Origin of the sequence: Psychrobacter coccoides (assembly GCF_017498085.1) — a bacterium.
In the GTDB taxonomy this organism is placed as follows: domain Bacteria; phylum Pseudomonadota; class Gammaproteobacteria; order Pseudomonadales; family Moraxellaceae; genus Psychrobacter; species Psychrobacter coccoides.
Genome location: NZ_JAGBKM010000004.1, coordinates 123,779 through 142,800, shown reverse-complemented (window position 1 = coordinate 142,800; position 19,022 = coordinate 123,779). Strand labels below are relative to the sequence as shown.

Annotated in this window: 16 protein-coding genes; 11 read left to right on the top strand and 5 right to left on the bottom strand. The window is 45.6% G+C overall.

The window, feature by feature from the left end; all coding sequences use genetic code 11:
* Position 1 precedes the first annotated feature (1 nt).
* Both J3492_RS03935 and J3492_RS03930 read right to left on the bottom strand, forming a co-directional pair.
* A complete protein-coding gene (locus J3492_RS03935; protein ID WP_207990103.1) occupies positions 2-730 on the bottom strand; it encodes a ribonuclease domain-containing protein in 729 nt (242 codons plus the stop codon).
* 264 nt (positions 731-994) lie between these two features.
* Positions 995-2,296, bottom strand: a complete 1,302-nt coding sequence (locus J3492_RS03930; RefSeq protein WP_207990100.1) for a glutamate-5-semialdehyde dehydrogenase — start codon at positions 2,294-2,296, stop codon at positions 995-997.
* A gap of 529 nt (positions 2,297-2,825) precedes the next feature.
* Between J3492_RS03930 and J3492_RS03925 the strand changes: the two genes are divergently transcribed.
* From J3492_RS03925 to J3492_RS03895, 7 genes are all read left to right on the top strand, one after another.
* Positions 2,826-3,125 (top strand): hypothetical protein, encoded by a 300-nt coding sequence (locus J3492_RS03925; protein WP_207990098.1) that lies wholly within the window; start codon positions 2,826-2,828, stop codon positions 3,123-3,125.
* Positions 3,126-3,561: 436 nt separating this feature from the next.
* Positions 3,562-4,359: an ABC transporter ATP-binding protein gene (locus J3492_RS03920; RefSeq protein ID WP_207990095.1), complete on the top strand. Its 798-nt coding sequence runs from the start codon at positions 3,562-3,564 to the stop codon at positions 4,357-4,359.
* A gap of 228 nt (positions 4,360-4,587) precedes the next feature.
* Complete coding sequence (locus J3492_RS03915; RefSeq protein ID WP_207990093.1) at positions 4,588-5,388, top strand: transporter substrate-binding domain-containing protein; 801 nt, start codon at positions 4,588-4,590, stop codon at positions 5,386-5,388.
* A 67-nt stretch (positions 5,389-5,455) separates the two neighbouring features.
* Positions 5,456-6,295: a transporter substrate-binding domain-containing protein gene (locus tag J3492_RS03910; RefSeq protein ID WP_207990091.1), complete on the top strand. Its 840-nt coding sequence runs from the start codon at positions 5,456-5,458 to the stop codon at positions 6,293-6,295.
* Positions 6,296-6,592: 297 nt separating this feature from the next.
* Complete coding sequence (locus J3492_RS03905; protein WP_207990150.1) at positions 6,593-7,414, top strand: ABC transporter substrate-binding protein; 822 nt, start codon at positions 6,593-6,595, stop codon at positions 7,412-7,414.
* A 397-nt stretch (positions 7,415-7,811) separates the two neighbouring features.
* Positions 7,812-8,546, top strand: a complete 735-nt coding sequence (locus J3492_RS03900) for an ABC transporter permease (RefSeq protein WP_207990089.1) — start codon at positions 7,812-7,814, stop codon at positions 8,544-8,546.
* Positions 8,547-8,559: 13 nt separating this feature from the next.
* Positions 8,560-9,285 carry an ABC transporter permease gene (locus J3492_RS03895; RefSeq protein WP_207990087.1) on the top strand — a complete coding sequence of 242 codons (726 nt, stop codon included), beginning with the start codon at positions 8,560-8,562 and terminating at the stop codon, positions 9,283-9,285.
* A gap of 50 nt (positions 9,286-9,335) precedes the next feature.
* Here the strand turns inward: J3492_RS03895 and J3492_RS03890 are convergent, their stop codons facing one another.
* Positions 9,336-10,649 carry an erythromycin esterase family protein gene (locus J3492_RS03890; protein ID WP_243453084.1) on the bottom strand — a complete coding sequence of 438 codons (1,314 nt, stop codon included), beginning with the start codon at positions 10,647-10,649 and terminating at the stop codon, positions 9,336-9,338.
* 4 nt (positions 10,650-10,653) lie between these two features.
* A complete protein-coding gene (locus J3492_RS03885; protein ID WP_207990083.1) occupies positions 10,654-11,304 on the bottom strand; it encodes a protein-L-isoaspartate(D-aspartate) O-methyltransferase in 651 nt (216 codons plus the stop codon).
* Between the two features lie 386 nt (positions 11,305-11,690).
* Between J3492_RS03885 and J3492_RS03880 the strand changes: the two genes are divergently transcribed.
* The 3 genes from J3492_RS03880 (at position 11,691) to J3492_RS03870 (ending at position 16,572) form a co-directional block, all read left to right on the top strand.
* Complete coding sequence (locus J3492_RS03880) at positions 11,691-12,428, top strand: fumarylacetoacetate hydrolase family protein (protein WP_207990081.1); 738 nt, start codon at positions 11,691-11,693, stop codon at positions 12,426-12,428.
* Between the two features lie 181 nt (positions 12,429-12,609).
* Positions 12,610-14,817 carry a PhoX family protein gene (locus J3492_RS03875; protein ID WP_207990079.1) on the top strand — a complete coding sequence of 736 codons (2,208 nt, stop codon included), beginning with the start codon at positions 12,610-12,612 and terminating at the stop codon, positions 14,815-14,817.
* Positions 14,818-15,084: 267 nt separating this feature from the next.
* Entirely contained in the window at positions 15,085-16,572 is a 1,488-nt protein-coding gene (locus J3492_RS03870) for an alpha/beta fold hydrolase (protein WP_207990077.1), read from the top strand.
* Between the two features lie 110 nt (positions 16,573-16,682).
* Here J3492_RS03870 and hslO read toward each other — a convergent pair whose 3' ends face one another.
* Positions 16,683-17,594 (bottom strand): Hsp33 family molecular chaperone HslO, encoded by a 912-nt coding sequence (gene hslO, locus J3492_RS03865; protein ID WP_207990148.1) that lies wholly within the window; start codon positions 17,592-17,594, stop codon positions 16,683-16,685.
* 394 nt (positions 17,595-17,988) lie between these two features.
* On the opposite strand from hslO, the gene J3492_RS03860 reads away from it, so the two are divergent.
* The gene (locus tag J3492_RS03860; RefSeq protein ID WP_207990075.1) at positions 17,989-18,966 is read left to right on the top strand and encodes a glutamate/aspartate ABC transporter substrate-binding protein; all 978 of its coding nucleotides are present in this window, start codon (positions 17,989-17,991) and stop codon (positions 18,964-18,966) included.
* Positions 18,967-19,022: the final 56 nt, after the last annotated feature.

Sequence of the window (19,022 nt, the reverse complement as noted above, 5' to 3'; positions counted from 1 at the left end):
ATCAGTTTACCTCCAGTGTCGTAAAGCTATCATAGTGATCGAGGGTCAGATAATAGACGGTAGGTGGATGGCCTCCTGTAACGATCCGCCTTGGCCCTCGATGGGATAAGCCCGGTGTGGGCACTGTATATTCACGATAATAGCCTTGAGACTGCGCAGGCAGTCGTCCTTCTCGGTTATAAAAAGTAGTGCCGTCCTTGTGCGGATATGGAAAAGGTCCGCCTCTTTGGATAAGAGCAAGGGTTTGATCTATCTGGGGATCGCCAGTCACGCTATTGTTTGCGCTTGCTGAGCGGGTCTCGGATATAGGTTCAGATTGAGATGCCGAGTCAACAATACCGTCCGCTAAAAACCCAGAGGACAAATCACCAAAAAAATAAACCGCCACAGTGATCAGCGCTATTAACCCAAATAGGGTGGAGGTAAGGCTTCTTTTGGCTCGATGACTGCTACTGCTGTGATGAGGACTGTTTATCAGGTTTGATGGATGTTGTTGCGGCGCAGGTTCTATACTGTCTTCAATACTCAACGTGGTGGAGGTGACTTTAGTGGCACGCAGTTGGTTTTTAGCATTGCGTTCACTCGTAAAATATACCCGTTGTCCAACAGTAATCGGCTGTGGCAACATCGCTATACTCACATGAAAAAACACATCTTCGCTTTGATTATCCACATCGATAAAGCCATAACCCTTATCTGAATGATAGTGTTTGATGGTACCACTTTGCATCAGTGTCCTTCCCTGTCAGTGTCATGTTTTTATGGTTTTTAGCCATGGCTCTTATCAGATATAGCCATCTGCTATAAAATAGTGCTACTGGAATAATTTGTGTGCTGTACAAACCGTGACGCAGTCGCACAGCAAGCAAAGTCTATACTCGTAGCAGGCTGTAATGGCTGTATTTTTTTGTTTAGGATTTACTACAATAAAAAACGCCAGCAATGCGCTGACGTTTTTGGTAGATTATACTTGAAGTTGTTTTGGATGGATAGACTACGCTCGGGTTTCGCCTTTACCGTAGACGATCCATTTTTGTGAGGTGAGACCTTCAAGACCAACAGGACCACGGGCATGTATCTTGTCAGTTGAGATGCCAATCTCTGCACCCAGACCATATTCAAAGCCATCTGCAAAGCGGCTAGAAGCATTGATCATCACGCTCGCTGAGTCTACTTCACGGATAAAGCGCTGCGACTTGCTATAGTTGTCAGTGATGATGACATCAGTATGCTGGCTGCCATGGGTATTAATATGCTCAATCGCAGCGTCCAAACCGTCCACCACCTTGACGGCTAAGATAGGCGCTAGATATTCGGTATCCCAGTCTTCATCAGTTGCAGCCGACAAATGACCCTCAAGCTTGGTATTACCATTCAAGATACTTTGCGACTTATCATCGAGACGTAGCTGCATGGCGTCATCAGCGGCGACGATGGCTTCGGCAATCTTAGGTAATAATTCATCTGCAACGGCTTCATCGACCAATAGCGTCTCCATGGTATTACACGTACCATAGCGATGGGTTTTGGCGTTGACACTGACTTCGATAGCGACCTCTTCCTCAGCATCGCTATCGATATAGGTATGACAGTTACCGTCCAAATGCTTGATGACCGGTACTTTAGCGTCATTGCTGATACGTTCGATTAGTCCTTTGCCGCCACGGGGTACGATGACGTCGACATAATCAGTCATGGTGATCAGTTCGCCAACCGCTGCTCGATCTGTGGTTTGCAGCACTTGTACGCTATGCTCTGAAAGGCCCACTTTTTTGAGGCCTTGGTGAATACATTTGGCGATGGCTTGGTTGGATTCAAAGGCTTCAGAGCCGCCACGTAAGATGATAGCGTTACCTGATTTGAGTGCCAATGATGCCGCCTCCAAAGTCACATTAGGACGTGACTCGTAAATCATCCCCACGACACCGAGCGGCACCCGCATCTTACCCAGATGGATACCTGATGGGCGATAAGTCATATCGGTAACTTCGCCAATAGGATCAGGCAAAGCCGCAACATCTTTTAGACCTTGTAGCATACCTTCAAAGCGATCATCGTTGAGCTCCAAACGATCAAGCAAAGCAGCTTCCAAATCGTTTTTTTGTCCCTTGTCCATATCGATTTTATTGGCAGCTAAAATGTCTTGCTTAGCGTTTTTTAATTCATCATGAATCGCCATAAGTGCTGCGTTTTTGCTACCTGTATTGGCGGCAGCAAGCGCACGAGAGGCGGCACGTGCTTGTTGACCGACTTGTTGCATATAGGCAGTGACGTCTGTGGTATTGGCTTGACTCATAGATATATCCTTATGGTTATCAATATTTTAAATGAATAAAAACGCCCAAACGGGCGCAAGCTTGACAAAAATGTTAATGAAAGTAGGACAAATAGGAGGTTAAATATCCAAATGTCATGATGCTATTTAACATAGAGCAGATGAGGACGATAGTAAAGTTGATTTTGTGAACAAAATCTGGTGACTCAATACTATATATCCTCCTAAACGCTCATTTATGGCTGAATTGATAGCATAAATAACATAATTTTCTGGTCGTTACGTATTCTGCACATAATTAGGGTGCAACTACTAAAGTAGCTGAGGGCGACTTTGAGTATATTGGAGACTAAAACAAGACACATAACAAAGACACATGGTCAATTTACTCGAATAAGAATATAGCGCTATTGGGGTGCTTTTTTAATATGCAGTTGCGCCCCCTTTGGGGAAGCAGCATGCAAATAAAACTTAGATCAGTAGCGTGCGTAAATTTATAACAACTTTACTTTGAATTGACTATATCAAATCTCAATAAAGGAGACGAATCATGACTATTATCAAAAAACCAACTCAGAAAAATTGGCTGTATGTTTCTGTGGCTGCTGCGGCTTTAATGTTGGGCGCCTGTGCAGATAAAGAGCCGGTCGCTACGGAAGAGGAGACAACCATTGATGCTCAGACCACCGTGGAGCAAGAGGCAATAGCTGAAGACACTGATGATGTCGCTGTAGCAAGCGCTGATGAGAGCATGGTCGTAGGTGACAACGACGAGGTGGCAGTCGCCACAGCAGACGACTCAGAAGTGCTTGATGGCAGTGAGTCAGAAGAGCATGTGTCTACTTACTAAGCTGTGTTCTCAGTTCAATCGAGGAACGACTCATTAGGGGTTAAAAATGGCTACATATTGTCAAACGATGTCAAATAGCTCGGTCATACTCTGGTATATTCTGCGCTATTTTTCTTGTTTGACTGCCATTTAGCTTATTTTTATCTGTATTTTTCAAATGAGGACACATCCGAGTCTATCGTGGGTTTAGGTTAAAGCGGAGACAAGGCTGCTGGTATAAGCATTGTTTGCGGCGTGACCTTGTCAGTACTCTACTGCGCCACCTCCATGCTAGCAGCGCATCTCCATCTATAATCGCTGTAACTTGCTTTTATTCCTACTTTTATTATAGTCACGAAAAAAGCCATAAAATTTGCCTTTTTGCTGTGTTTTGAGCGACAATGACGCGCAACCCGCCTTATCATCATTTTTATATTTATTGGAAGCTTGCTACCCCATGCCTGATACTGCAAAAAATCCGACCCGCCCAATTGCCTTAGACTTACAAGGTATCCATAAAAGCTATGGCTCATTAGCCGTACTAAAAGGGGTATCACTCACTGCTTATGATGGTGATGTTATCTCGATTTTGGGCTCGTCTGGCTCAGGTAAATCCACCTTGCTACGTTGTATTAATCTACTCGAGAAGCCTAACAAAGGCCGTATCCTCATCGGTGACGAGGAGCTGATGCTAAAGCCTGCTAAGTCAGGTGAGATGCAGGCAGCAGATATCAAGCAACTAGAGAGCTTACGAGCACGCGTGGGCTTTGTGTTCCAAAACTTTAACCTGTGGCCGCACAAAACCATTTTGCAAAATATCATCGAAGGGCCCACACAAGTCCTAAAGCTCAAAAAAGATCAAGCCATCAATGAAGCCGAAAGGCTGCTGGATAAAGTCGGCCTCTTGGATAAAAAAGATGCCTATCCAGCAAACCTCTCTGGCGGTCAGCGTCAGCGTGTCGCTATCGCTCGTGCGCTTGCTATGCAGCCGCAAGTATTGCTGTTTGATGAGCCTACCTCGGCACTTGATCCTGAGCTGGTCAATGAGGTGCTGGCAGTGATGCGTGAGCTGGCAGAAGAGGGGCGGACGATGCTCATCGTCACTCATGAGATGCGCTTTGCCCGTGAAGTATCGAGCAAGGTCGTATTTTTGCATCAAGGCGTCATCGAAGAGATTGGCACGCCAGAGCAGGTTTTTGACAATCCAAAATCAGAGCGGGTAAAGGATTTTATGGCGTCTCATCGTCAAACCTGATGATGGACTGAAATGCTACTGCCCAGTCACTAAGCGCCTATATGCGTTGATGTGGTTTTTATTACCCAATAATGACAGTCAATACGTAAAACGTTTGTTTTTGATATTTTAGTCAGGTATTATCGATGAGATTATCACTCATTAATACCAGCTGTCATCAGTGCTCGCATGGATGCTAGCGATGATGGTGGCAGTAATATTTATCTAAAATTAAGCGAAAAGGAACGTATGATGTCGAATTCTCGTCTATTGTGGTCATCGATGACCATTACCGCAGCGCTAGCGCTTAGTGCCTGTAGCCAACCTGCTGATGAAACCACTGACGCTTCTGCTGATGCTGCTACAGCGGATGCCGCTGGCCAGACCATTCGTATCGCCACTGAAGGCGCATACCCTCCTTTTAACTATACCAACGCTGATGGTAGCCTTGCCGGTTATGATGTCGACGTCGCCAATGCGCTCTGTGAGCAGATGCAAGCCAAATGTGAAATAGTCGCTCAAGATTGGGACGGCATCATTCCAGGACTTTTAGCACAAAAATACGATGCTGTTGTCGCTGGCATGTCGATCACCCCTGAGCGCCAAGAAAAAGTTGATTTTACTGAGCCGTATTTTGCCAATACCATGGTATGGCTGACAGATACTGATGGCAGCTTTGACCCGAAAGAGATAGCAAACCTAACGCTTGGAGGACAACGCTCAACCACACCTGGTGCTTATCTACAAGACAATTACGAAGGCAAAGATGGCAATACAGTGCAGCTATATGATAACTATGACAACGCTTACTTAGACCTAAAGTCAGGTCGTAGCGATGCAGTGTTGGCTGAAAAGGTTTCTGCTAATTCGTGGTTGGCAGATAATCCCGAAGGTTTTGGCATTGTAGGCGATGAGATAGATAACGATGACAATATTGCTATCGCTGTTCGTAAGGGTGACCCTCTAAAAGACGAGCTCAATAAGGCATTGAGCGAAATCCGTAACAATGGTGAGTTGGCCCGTCTGGAACAAGCAAATTTTAGTCAATAGCCGTCAATAATCGCATGACTTATAAATTATAAGCGTTATCTGATCTAGATAAGAAGGAATAACAACGATGACATCATCAACAAAAACAAAAGCCAGATGGCTTGCGCCGCTCAGTGCAGCGATGCTTATGCTAGCAGGTTGTAGCAATGGCTCAGCACCAGAAGAAAACACAGCAGCAGATAGCGCGACTGATGCGCCGCTGAATGTAAAAATAGCGACAGAATCAAGCTATAAGCCGTTTAGTTATACCGATGCTGATGGCAAGCTGATTGGTTATGAAATCGAGCTGGTCGATGCATTATGTACACAAATGAATGCCGAGTGTGAGCTTATCTCCCAAGATTGGGATGGTCTTATCCCAGGTCTAAATGCCCAGAAGTTCGATGCTGTTATCGCTGGTATGTCAATCACCCCTGAGCGTAAAGAAGTCGTAGAGTTCACCGATCCGTACTTTCATACTGGTATTATCTTAATTGGTAAAAAAGGCGATGACATCAGTGTGGCAGATCTGGCAGGACAGCCTGTAGCATCACAGCGCTCGACAGTGTCATCACAGTACTTGCAAGATGAGTATCCAGATGCGGATATCAAGCTTTATGACACCCAAGATAATGCCTATCTGGATCTGACTTCAGGCCGTGTACGGGCGATGATGTCAGACAAGGTGACCGGCATTGATTGGCTAAAAACCGAAGCGGGTCAAAACTATGAAGTAAAAGGCGATGAGATCAGCACTGAAGAAGATGCGATGGGCATTGCGTTTCGTAAAGGTGATCCTCTAGTGGCGAAGTTCAACACCGCTTTGGCTGAAATTAAAGCTGATGGCACCTATGATGAAATCACTAGCAGCTACTTTGGCACCAGCACAACTGCTGCGGCACAAGAAGCAGAAACCACGGCCAACTAATCTGCGTATATAACAACTTACGTATTTAAAGGCTTGCGTATTTAAGGGTAAGTCTCTTAAGGGTAAGTCTCTTAAGGTCTGCATGTTATCTAACAGCGTTTTAGATTGATGACATCGCAGGCCTTAAATTTTTATAGAATAAGCAGTTTATCTAGTAATAAAAACAGGAAGGCAAGGATGACCATCGCTAACACGCCAAGAGTGAATATTTCAAGCAGCAGTTTTGTTCAGTTTATAGCCAATACTAAGTGCAGTAGTCGCTCTATACGCCGTCTATCGCTGTCGCTTTTTGCAGCAATGACAGCCGCCACTTTAGTAGGCTGTGGGAGTAGTTCAGATATTGGTAGTGAGACCAACGCAGATAATACGGAAGCGAACGCAGCTGTACCTGCGGGCGAGGTGTTGCGTATTGGTACGGAAGGGGCTTATGCGCCTTTTAACTATACCAATGCTGATGGCACGCTGGGTGGATTTGATGTCGATATGGCCAATGCCATCTGTGATGATATGCAGGTGACTTGTGAGATTATGGCGCAAGATTGGGATGGCATCATTCCAGGGTTAAAAGCGGGTAAATATGATGCTATCGTAGCAGCGATGTCCATTACGCCAGAGAGGGCAAAGCAGGTGGCGTTTACCGAGCCTTACTTTAGCAACTCTTTGGTGTTTTTGGCCAAAAAAGACAGCAGTTTTGACCCCAGCAACAGCAGCGATATTACTGCTCACTCCATTGCCGCTCAGCGATCCACAGTGTCTTCACAGTGGTTAGAAGGCGAATATCCAGACGCTAATATAAAGTTATATGATACCTTGAGCAATGCCTTTTTGGACTTAGGCTCAGGGCGAGTGGATGCCATGATCTCTGACAAGCTGCCAGCGATAGAGTGGCTTAGCTCAGAGTCTGGTGGTGACTATGTGGTCAAAGGTGACGAGATCGATATTGATGATAACTTTGCTATTGCTGTGCGTCCGGGTGATGAGCTGCAAGCAAGCATCAATCAGTCATTGGCCAACCTAAAGACCAATGGCACTTATGATAAGATCCATCAAAAATACTTTGCGGTGCCAACGAGTGCGACAGAGACAGCAGCGCCAATCGCTGATGCTACGGCTCAGTAGCGCTCTTGCGTTGATGGCAGATGGCAGTATATCGTCAGCTGACTATATCAAAGATAAGCATAAGGACATTACCAAAGGTGATGTCCTTTTTGCTTGTATAAAAATGCTCTGCTGTATTTGAGTTTTATGGTGTCGCAGTGGCCTCCATTGTCTTTGCTAGTCTGATTTTTGAGATTGATATAACATAGCAGCGAGCGAATATGATAAAATCAGCGCTCATTTCTACTGTGTCAATTACCGTCGCTATAGTCGTATGATCCTCACGCCAATCTATGTCGCAAATAATCTCTATTGATTTGCTTTACCATACGATTATCAGCAGCGCTCAGCTATTGATGCTGATTCTTTTAACTCATATTTTGCAACTTGCTAATATAAAGAGACTGAGTGGATAATTGTGTTTGATTTACAAGGATTTGGCGCGCTTTTATTAAGCGGCGCTGCCGTCACTATAAAACTTGCTGTGACCAGCCTGATTATAGGTATGGTCTTAGGGCTTTTGGGTGCTACCGCCAAGCTCTCTAACGTCTGGATATTGCGCAAGATGGCGACTGTCTATACGGCGACGATGCGTGGTATCCCTGAGCTGTTATTGGTATTATTTATTTATTATGGCGGCTCTATGCTGCTCATGAGTATTCTCAAAAAATTCGGCTATAACGAGTATGTTGAGATCAGTGCGTTTTGGGGTGGGGTGATGGCGCTATCTATCGCCTTTGGCGCCTATGCCACTGAAATCCTGCGCATGTCTATTCAAGAGATTCCAGTAGGTCAAAGCGAAGCGGCACAAGCGATCGGTATGCGTCCGTTTCAGATATTTTATCGTATTACTTTGCCGCAAGTTTGGCAGATTGCACTGCCAGGCCTAGGCAACTTGTTTTTGGTACTACTAAAAGACACCGCTTTGGTCTCTGTGGTCGGTCTAAAGGATATTATGTATCAGTCGTCACGTGCGGCACAGTCAACACAGCAGCCTTTTACTTTTTATATGGCGGCGGCGATTATTTACTTAGGTCTCACGATGTTAATCACAGGCTTTATGATGTGGCTTGAGTGGCGTGCCAATCCAGCGGCACGCTATGCCAAAAAGCTCAGCCGTCAAACAGCGCCTGATCAATCAACTATAGGGTAGAGGAGAGATACTCATGGATTGGAATTGGCAGGTGATTTTTGATCATATCCCAGACTTATTAGGCGGGGCAGTACTGACGATACAGCTGGTGGTGATCTCAGGTATTATCGGCTTGTTTTTTGGTCTGATCCTAGCTTTGCTACGTCTGTCAAAAAGCTGGGCTGTACAAATCTTACCATTTCTTTATATTTTCTTTTTTCGAGGCACGCCGCTGCTGGTACAGATATTTTTGATCTATTATGGTCTGGGTCAGTTTGAAGCGGTGCGCGAGTCGTTTTTATGGGAGCCGGTGCTGAGCCAAGCTTACTGGTGTGCCATTATTGCCTTCACTTTAAATACCAGTGCGTATTTGGCTGAGATCATTCGTGGTGCTATCCAAGCCATTCCAGTCGGTGAGCTCGAGGCGGCTGATGCTATCGGCATGTCTCAATGGCAAAAACTAACCCGCATTACCTTACCACGGGCTTTTGGTATTGTTATTCCAGCTTATAGCAATGAAGTTATCTTTATGCTAAAAGGCAGTGCGCTGGCCTCGACCATTGCTTTGATGGACATCACTGGCGTCGCGCGTACGATTAGTGCCCGTACCTATACTCTGATGGAGTTGTTCTTTGCTGCTGGTATCGTCTATCTGCTGTTGTCGTGGGTGATTTTATTTGGTTTTAGACTTTTTGAAAAAAGAATGAATCGTCATATCGGTTATGTGCCACCAGATGTAGCAACTCGTACGATTCCATAAATCAGTGAGCGCAAGCTGGGCCTTGGTATTGGCTTGTTAGTATTAATTTTTTATAAGCCAAAGGGGAAGGTATCAAATGTTCCTTCCCCTATCTCTTTAGTCAAAGCTTCAACCGCATGCGTCTTATCAAACCAGATGTACTCATCAAATTGAGCGGGCAGGCAGGCATAAAAATAATGGCTCTGCAACTCAGTTTCAGGTCTATAAATGACGCCTATTGCTCGTTCTAAACGCTCTGGGAGTAACTCTCTGCGTATGTCTTCATGTAGTGGATAGCGCAGTGGTAAAAGAAAATTATCAGTAGCGACCTCATGAAAAATACGCTCGTAACTATCAACGTGTGAGGGCTGTACTTGTTTGATCTCCATCGGCCCTCCCCATCTAGACGCAGCGGCAACGGTACCATGATCGGTGCCAAAACCGATATTGTAAGCCTTGTCACCATATTCTTGCCGTGCCAATTGGCCTATATTTAACTCGCCACGTGCGCCCATTTGAGTGGCCCGAGCATCACCAATGTGCGAATTATGCGCCCAAACGATCGCCTTTGATTGGGCACCTCTAAACTCAAGCACCGCTTGCAGTGCTTCAAACATGTGCTGATCGCGCTGATTCCATGAGTTATTTTCAGCATCATATAGGGTGCGGTAATAACGTTCGGCATTGACGATCAGCTTGGCATTTTGCTTGGCGTCAAAAAACTGCTCTCTATCGGCTTTAGAATACTCTAAGCGATTATTGAGTAAGTCTTGTAGGTTTTTGAGCACTTCTGTTGCGCAGCCCTCGTGCTGCTTGGTTGCAACAGCACGACCGTACAGAGCAGGGTCGTCTGCCCAAGGCATCAGACAGCCATAACGGTCGCGGGCAATTTCTGCCGCCTTAGGATCTACTTGCTGTAAATAGTCCAGTACGGCTTCAATAGAGGGATATAAGCTATATAAATCCAGACCGTAAAATCCTATCTTTTTTTCTGAAGATTGAGTTTTGTCATTGTAAGCACGAAGCCAATGGGTAAATTCAAGCATGGATTGATTGGCCCACATCCAAGTGGGAAATCTCGAAAAAGGCTTATTTTGCAGCAAGGCATCCTGTTCTCTGCCATGAATATAATGATGGATATGCGCGGCATCTGGCCAATCCGCTTCAGCAGTGATAATAGTGAAACCTTTCTTTTCTATCAGCGCTTTAGTGATACGTGCCCGCATGTCATAAAATTCAGCCGTGCCATGTGATGACTCACCAAGCAATACGACACGGCTGTCTCCAATACGCTCCATAAGATCATCTAAATTGACGTCATCGATATTTGCAAAATGTTCACTTGATTGAGCCACTAATTCAGGCAGAGTTCTATAAGTTTTCATCTCTTTACTCCTTCCAACCCGCTGCACCAACCAAAGGTACAAAACGCACGTCTCCCAAATCTTCTGTCTGATATTCATCTTTACTGATACGGCGCACACGTACCAGTTTTTGTAAGTTTAAAGAGCGACCAACGGGAATGACCATACGTCCGCCAATGGCCAACTGTTCTTTGAGGGTTTGTGGTACTTCAGGGCCTCCTGCTGCCACTATGATGGCATCAAAAGGGGCTTGCTCCACCCAGCCCAAGGTGCCGTCGCCATGCTTGACCTGAACATGGCCATAGCCTGTCTTTGCAAGTTTTAGCTGGGCAGTATCTGCCAAAGTTTTATAGCGCTCAATGGTATAGACATGCTCACAGATCTCGCCAAGCACCGCTGCGGCATAGCCAGAGCCTGTACCAACTTCGAGTACTCGGTCGTCTGGTTTTAACTCCAGTGCCGCCGTCATCAAGGCCACAATATAAGGCTGGGAGATAGTCTGACTTTCTGCAATAGGTAACGGCGAGTCTCTATAAGCAGACTCGATCAGATCGGTGGGGGTAAATTTTTCACGTGGTACCTTACCCAACGCATTAAGCACCGCTTTATCCTGTAAGCCCCGAGACTTGAGTTGCTCATCTATCATTTGCTGTCTTAATTTTTTAAAGTCACTCATTATGATTTCCTTAATTTTCATTTTGGAAGACTCGATATCACATACGACCGTCCTAAATAAAACAGGCATAACTTAGAGAGATTCATCTTAGTAGTGCTATATTGCGTTTAGAGTACAGCGACTATAGCTGTACATCATTGCAAAAATTACATGCAAGAATAATGTGCAAGGGCTTTTGTGAGCCTGTATTTTTTAGCATTAACTGACTATATTTATTATTTTAACTGACGAAAAATATACGCCTTGATAACCATGATGCCAAAGATGATATAGTTCTAGATTATGGTTAATACCTTCCTAGTTCAATGTGTTTTCGTCTGACTTTTGTCATATCAGGGTCAACAGGCCCTAAGAACATATCAATAAAACCACAGTGAGAATCTATTATGAGCCAATCCCCACATATGTCTTTAATTGACGCCATTGCAGCCAATACTCATAAAGCTGACACCGAGACCAACGTCAATAAGCGCTTGCAAACTGCCATTGGTAAAGTGGTTTGCGTTGGGCGTAACTATGCGGCTCATGCCGCTGAGCTTGGCAATGCTGTACCGACGCGCCCATTATTATTTATCAAACCAGCTTCTAGTATTATCGCTTTAACAGACGCAATTCCTAGTACGATTAGTGACACGCCCCGTAGTAAAAGCTACCCGGTACATTATGAAACTGAGCTGTGTATTCGTCTGGGACGAGATTTGCAGTCTGCCTCGTTAGAAGAGGTGATGAGCGCTACAGGTTTAATAGACTCAGTCACCTTGGGACTGGATTTGACGCTGCGAGACCTACAAAGCGAGCTGAAGGAAAAAGGCCATCCATGGGAGCGGGCCAAGTGTTTTGATGGTGCTTGTGTCTTAGGTGAGTGGGTCAGTGCAGAGGCGTTTTCTGACTTTACCCAAGTCAGCTATCAGCTCTATATCAATGATACGCTTAAGCAAGATGGCGACAGTGCTTTGATGCTGTTTCCCGTCTATGAGCTGCTTAGTGAGATTAGCCATGCCTTTAGTCTGCAAGCGGGCGATGTCATCATGACGGGCACGCCAAGTGGCGTTGGGGTGTTGCAGGCAGGTGATAAGCTGCGGCTAACGCTTGGTGCACATGAATGGCAGGGGAGCGTAAAGTAGGTTTTTACCAACCACCATTCCTCAAAAATACAAAATCAATTCGAACCCCAAGTGTGATACTTGGGGTTTTTTTCATCATACTGTCATCTGACGTTCATCTTGATGTCATGAGGGCTGAGTAGACTGAAGCGTAATTCATACCTTTCTAAGCCAATCTAGCCTAACAGCACGGTGATTAATAATGACATTACTAAAGAACAAGCAAAATCTAGCCCACGAAGTTGTTGAAGACTCCAACCCTACTGATAATACTAGCTTTCAAACCATTATAAATCGTCGCTTGAATCGCCGTAGTATCCTAAAGGGCGGTACGGGATTGACCGCTGCCGCTTTTTTTGGCGCTGTTCCTCTAGTAGGATGTAGTGACGATGATGACGGTAGCGCTATCATGAGTCATGACAATGGTGCTGCTATCCCTGCGCAAGGTGATTTGACTCGCCCTGAGACTTTGGAATTTACTGCAGTTGCTCACTCAACCGCTGCCACGATGAGTGTGGCAGCAGGTTATAAAGCTGAGATAGTATTACCGCTAGGGACACCGCTAATCTCTGGGGTTGAGGAGTGGAAAGACAACCGTGAGCAGTCTGCTGAGTCATTTGAGTGGCGGATGGGTGACAACCATGATGGCATGTGGTTTTTTGGAAAAAAGAAAAACGCCTATGATGCAAAAACGTCAGAAAGCGGCCTGTTGGTCATGAACCATGAGTATGTGAATAGCAGTGAGCTGAGCCCTTTTGGGTATCATGTGATCGAAGATGATAAAGCTGCGCCTATATTCCAGAATCGTCGCCTCGCCAGTGATGTGCGCCGTGAAGTCAACTGCCATGGCGTTGCCGTCGTTGAGATGACCCGACGTGATGATGGCACGGGCTATGAGATGGTCAAGGACTCCAAATACAATCGACGTATTACCAGCAGCACCGTCGCACAATTGGCTGGCCCTGTAGCGGGCTCTGAGCTGGTAAAGACCAAGTTTGATCCGACAGGCTTTCAGACTCGTGGTATCAACAATAACTGCGGTGCTGGTCTGTCACCTTGGGGCACTTATCTGACCACAGAAGAGAACTTTTTAGGCGTTTTTGCACGGGGTGAAGATGCCAGCCAACTTAGCGCAGGGCATAATTATGGTCGCACTCGTTATGGGGCCACTGAGAACTTCCCAAGTTGGGACTATCTCTGGCATACGCCTGATGACAAGGATGCCAAGATAGCAGATGAGTTTTCACGCTGGGACATGACGGCTACTGGGATCAACGCGACTGAGGACTATCGCAATGCATTCAATACTTTTGGCTATATTACTGAGATTGATCCCTTTAACCAAAACTCTGTACCACAAAAGCGTACAGCACTAGGTCGCTTTGCTCACGAAAACTGCGCTTATGCACCTGTGGAGCAGGGCAAGCCTGTGGTCTTTTATATGGGAGATGACGCCCGTGGGGAGTACATCTATAAGTTCGTCTCCAAAGCCATGTGGTCAAATAAAGATATCGGTGGTGGTTTAAAGGCGGGGGATAAATACCTGAACGAAGGTACGCTATACGTGGCGATTTTTCATGAAGATGGTAGTGGTCAGTGGCAAGCCTTGACTCATGGTGAAAATGGACTGGATGCTACCAATAGCGCACTGCCTTTTAACGGACAAGATGAGGTGTTGGTCTTTGCCCGTGCTGCCGCTGATACGGTAGGGGCGACTAAGATGGATCGTCCAGAATGGGTGTCTGTCAGCCCTATAACGGGTGAGGTTTATGTTACTTTAACCAATAATAAGTATCGTGGCGAACGAGAAGACCAGCCCGTGTCAGCGTCTAACCCACGCAGCTATGACGCTCGTGGAAAAGCCCGTGGTAATGACAATGGTCACATTATTCGCTGGGCAGAGACAGGCGGCGACCATACTGCATTGAGCTTTGAGTGGGACATCTATCTGTTTGCAGCGCCTAGCGACTTATCAGCAGAAAATTTATCAGAACTAAATGAGAATAATGACTTCTCTTCGCCAGATGGTTTGTACTTTGACCCACGTGGGGTGCTGTGGATTCAGACGGATGACGGTGCCTATACAGATACCAGTAGCTGTATGTTATTGGCGGCGCTACCAGGCAGTGTGAATGATGGCGTACTCACGACGACGTCAGCAGGACAGTCAACCCGAGTGGGAAGAGTGGCCAGCAACGAGAATATCAAACGTTTTTTTGTCGGTCCTGAAGGGTGTGAAGTGACAGGCATTACGATGACTCCAGATTTCAAAACATTATTTATCAATATTCAGCATCCTGGCAATACATGGGGCGCAGTCCCAGGCGGCAGTACCCCACGCTCAGCCACGGTTATGATTACCAAAGAAGATGGCGATGTGATACTGGCAGAGTCACTTTATCAAACATAATAGCCGCTTAGTTGACTTAAATAATCAGCAGCGTAGTACCTAATAACACCACATAAAACTTTCAGCTGAGCGTGATGGTTTTATGTGGTTATACCCTCTTTTTGGTACATTGTTATTTTTCTTCAACTTTCTCCATGACATCGAGCCAGTTACTTCACTGCAAGCAGGCTTGATCTTACATGGCTATGAATTGAATCAATTAGCTTTTGTTTTACGTGCTTAACCGCTAGTATGTAATGCAATCTCTTTATCAAACATGTCATTATTATGCTTAGCCCAAAGTCGCTTGATATCATTCACGATCTTTTTGCTGTCACGCAGCGGGAGTCAGTCGTGCATCCCAACTCTGATGCGAGTAAGCGCTTTCAGGGTGAGGTGTATGAGCAGTTGGCTGAGCTTGACTATATTTATGTCGATGAGTCTGCACTGTCGGCAGTAGATGACAGTTCTGCTATTGAAAGCCCTGCTGCTGGAGATTACGTTTCTATTGGGGATTTTTTTGAGGGGCTAGCGCAGCTGGCGACCTTGGGCATGGTTGAGGTCACTGATATTGTCGAAGCCATTCACCGTGAGGTCATCTTGCGTCCCATAGGGCGCTTCAATGACCTTAATCTAAACAAATGGCAGAAGGGCCTTACCGGTCGTATCTATGGTACGGTACGCTATATGATGCTATTGGTCGGTAAAAACTTAGCAACCGTGTTTCGGCTCTATAAAACGGCAATAAATCAGCAAACCGCCCGCCCAGTAACGGGAGCGGTTAAACAACTGGTGAATGTGTTAAATGGTGTGATGGGCGATCATCTTGTCACTCATAAAAACCCCATTGCCTTGCCTATGGTGCTCTATAATCGAGATGGAAAGCCACAAAGTGGTGAGATCGTGGGGCGTGCGGTGGTGTTATGTCATGGTCTTTGTCTGAGTTATCTGAGCTGGCAGTCGTTCGATAACGATGGTTTGGGTGAAAAGGTTTTTCGAAGTCAGCCAGAGACCACAGTACTATATCTTGACTACAACACTGGTCGTCGTATCTCACGCAATGGGCGCAGTCTCTCAAAAGTGCTGCAAGACTTACTGGATCATAACCCAAATATCTCTCAGATAGATTTGGTTGGCCATAGTATGGGCGGGTTGGTTGCTCGTAGTGCGCTGTTTTATGGTAAGCAAGATGGTTTGGAGTGGGTCAAGCGTGTCGGCAATCTTGTGACCTTAGGGTCGCCACATCATGGCGCTATTCTTGAGCGTATTGGGTTTTTTGTACAAGAAGTCATTGCAAGACTGCCGTTTGCAAATGCGCTTGCCAAGCTTGGCGACCTGCGCAGTGCCGGCATCATTGATCTGCGTCATGGCAGCATTCGTGATGCTGACTGGAAGTCTATGGAGGGCCGAAGTGTCTTGCCACAGGAGTTTCGTCATCCTGCACGCTTGCCTAGACATATCAACACCTATCTGGTAGCAGCGACATTGGTCGAGGGTCATTATGACTCTATGGCTACCAGTTTATTAGGCGATGGACTAGTGACAGTAGAGTCTGCATTAGGCGATCATGAAGGAGAGCATGCACTGCTAGTACCAGAGCGTCATAAAGCTGTGTTTTATGGGGTGGGTCATATGAGCTTAATTTATAACGAAAGGGTGCAGCAGCAGGTCGTTGCTTGGCTATTAGACAATGGCAAAAGCCGCTTTGATGTAGAAGCAGATGCACTGGGTACTCGCATACACTCCTATCCTGATAAGTTCAATGTGGCGATTTGAAGTGGCCAGCGTCTGTTGAATATGAAAGCACCCCCAAGTATCATACTTGAGGGTGATTAGCAGGCAACTAAATGTTTATAAAATAAGGATTTATAAAGACAGATGGAGACTTAGTCAGCAAATATTGCTGCAACGTCATCTTCATTGAAAGCATAAACCTCTCCACAGAACCCACAATCCATCTCAAAGCTTCCCTCTTGTTCGGCAACGATGTCTAGCGCCTCTTGTTGACCGATTTGCAAAATTGCGGTTTCACACTTCTCGCGTGAGCACGTACAGCCAAACGCCAACGCCACTGCATCAGGTAATACCACTTCCTCTTCATTGTATAAGCGATACAGCAGTTCAGTAGCAGGTAAAGTAGTCAGCTCTTCGGGTTTGATGGTGCGTGTCAGTAAAGACAAGCGCGGCCATAAGTCAGTGTCCACATGCGCTTGTTCTTCTTCATCACGACGTGGCAGGAGCTGGACGAGGATACCACCGGCTTGCAAGCCATCGGAGGCCAAATTGATAAGCGTAGGAATCTGGGCAGACTGTTTTTGATAATGGGCCAAACAATCGGCTAGGTTATCATGACTGCGCTCTACGATACCTTGATAAGGCTCACTGCCTTCAGGTTGAATGTTAATAAACAGCACTCCTTGACCTGGTGCGCCAAGCTCTGCAAAGGCTTGATTGGCGCTGGTCATGTCATTCCACGCTTGTATTTGCTCGTCCGTCTCTGCTTTCCAGCTGGCAAGCGCACGAATGATACCAGACTGATCGCACTCAGCCATCGCCCAGTTAAGTAGGCTGTCACTGTCTGACGACTGCAGCTGAATAGATAAGTGACCATCGATTTTTAGGGTGCCTATCAGCAAGCTGGCTGCCGTTAGCATCTCACCCAATAAGCGCTTAATGGCCTCAGGGTAAGGTTTTTGAGCAATGATAGTGGCATAGCTGCGTGACAGGCGTACCACATCTCCACGGACAGGTGAGTCTTGAATAAAAAAGCGCTGACGGACGTCATTTTCGATAGTCATAGTATTGATATCTTGAGTTTGCTGGTTGTGATTGGTTTGAGTCATAAAAGTCTTTTTGATACTGGTAATATTGAGAAGTTGCTAGCTTTATGGGGATGACTGTGGATTTATCAATAACAAGCAAAATAGTCTTAGGGGCGTATTATTAATTTAAGGTTTTTAACTAGGAGGTATAAAAACCGTAGAAATTGATTGCCTGTTATCGGAAAAAACATTACTAACCGGATATAAATTGTTGTACAGTAAGATTCAGTTGCATTATGATAACTCATAGTAACAATGTGTATGCGTAGCGCTAAAGTATATGACGCTATGCCGTTTAATAGTGACTTTCCACAGCAGTGGTTAAGTCATCACTCTCAATTTGTAATGATGTGATAAAAGGATATATCTCATGATTCACTCTATTTCTAAGCCATTAACTTTGGTCGCCTTTATGGCGTTAGGATTGGTTGGTTGTAATAACAGTAGCCAGACTACCAGTGAGGAAGTGGCAACAGATGATGCAGCGACGGATACGGCAGCCAATCTGAGCGGCACCCTACAAAAAATAAAAGATTCAGGCACTATTGTCGTCGGTTATCGCGACTCCTCTATTCCATTTTCGTATATCGCTGATGACCCCAATCAGCCTATGGGCTATGCTCATGATTTAGAAATGAAGGTCGTCGAAGCAGTCAAGCAAAAGCTAAATATGCCAGACCTAAACGTCCGGTATAACCTCATTACGTCACAAACTCGTATTCCATTGGTACAAAACGGCACTATCGACTTTGAATGTGGCTCCACCACCAACAACGAAGAGCGCCAAAAACAAGTGGCGTTTTCTAATGGATTTTTTGAAATTGGCACCCGTCTTCTTACAGCAACTGACTCTGGTATCAATGACTTTGAAGACTTAGCCGATAAGACTTTGGTCACCACGGCAGGTACGACATCAGAGCGTTATATTCGTCAGTATATCGATGACAACGAGATGGATACAGATATCATCTCTGCCAAGGACCATGGCGAAAGCTTCTTAATGTTGGAAAACGGTCGTGCTGACGCTTTTATGATGGATGATGTGCTACTAGCAGGCGAGCAAGCCAAGTCCAAAAACCCTGATAACTGGGTAATCGTTGGTGAGCCGCAGTCCTTTGAAATCTATGGCTGTATGATGCGTAAAGATGATCCTGAGTTTAAAGCTGTGGTTGATGAAGCCTTGACTGATGTCTTTAGCTCGGGTGAGATAAATAGCATCTACGATAAGTGGTTTATGAACCCTATTCCTCCCAAAAACGTCAATCTAAACTTTGAGATGTCAGATAACCTAAAGGCACTCATCGCCAATCCTCATGACAGCGCTCAGCCAAAAGACGCTGGACAGTAATGATTGTTGGTCCCTCAAAATAGATTGCTCATGCGCTCAGAGCAGTAGTGAAGACT

Bases quoted from the DNA above. Each gene is read 5' to 3' on its own strand.
- J3492_RS03935 (WP_207990103.1), bottom strand. From the start codon at position 730: ATGCAAAGTGGTACCATCAAACACTATCATTCAGATAAGGGTTATGGC.
- J3492_RS03930 (WP_207990100.1), bottom strand. From the start codon at position 2,296: ATGAGTCAAGCCAATACCACAGACGTCACTGCCTATATGCAACAAGTC.
- J3492_RS03925 (WP_207990098.1), top strand. From the start codon at position 2,826: ATGACTATTATCAAAAAACCAACTCAGAAAAATTGGCTGTATGTTTCT.
- J3492_RS03920 (WP_207990095.1), top strand. From the start codon at position 3,562: ATGCCTGATACTGCAAAAAATCCGACCCGCCCAATTGCCTTAGACTTA.
- J3492_RS03915 (WP_207990093.1), top strand. From the start codon at position 4,588: ATGATGTCGAATTCTCGTCTATTGTGGTCATCGATGACCATTACCGCA.
- J3492_RS03910 (WP_207990091.1), top strand. From the start codon at position 5,456: ATGACATCATCAACAAAAACAAAAGCCAGATGGCTTGCGCCGCTCAGT.
- J3492_RS03905 (WP_207990150.1), top strand. From the start codon at position 6,593: ATGACAGCCGCCACTTTAGTAGGCTGTGGGAGTAGTTCAGATATTGGT.
- J3492_RS03895 (WP_207990087.1), top strand. From the start codon at position 8,560: ATGGATTGGAATTGGCAGGTGATTTTTGATCATATCCCAGACTTATTA.
- J3492_RS03890 (WP_243453084.1), bottom strand. From the start codon at position 10,649: ATGAAAACTTATAGAACTCTGCCTGAATTAGTGGCTCAATCAAGTGAA.
- J3492_RS03885 (WP_207990083.1), bottom strand. From the start codon at position 11,304: ATGAGTGACTTTAAAAAATTAAGACAGCAAATGATAGATGAGCAACTC.
- J3492_RS03880 (WP_207990081.1), top strand. From the start codon at position 11,691: ATGAGCCAATCCCCACATATGTCTTTAATTGACGCCATTGCAGCCAAT.
- J3492_RS03875 (WP_207990079.1), top strand. From the start codon at position 12,610: ATGACATTACTAAAGAACAAGCAAAATCTAGCCCACGAAGTTGTTGAA.
- J3492_RS03870 (WP_207990077.1), top strand. From the start codon at position 15,085: ATGCTTAGCCCAAAGTCGCTTGATATCATTCACGATCTTTTTGCTGTC.
- hslO (WP_207990148.1), bottom strand. From the start codon at position 17,594: ATGACTATCGAAAATGACGTCCGTCAGCGCTTTTTTATTCAAGACTCA.
- J3492_RS03860 (WP_207990075.1), top strand. From the start codon at position 17,989: ATGATTCACTCTATTTCTAAGCCATTAACTTTGGTCGCCTTTATGGCG.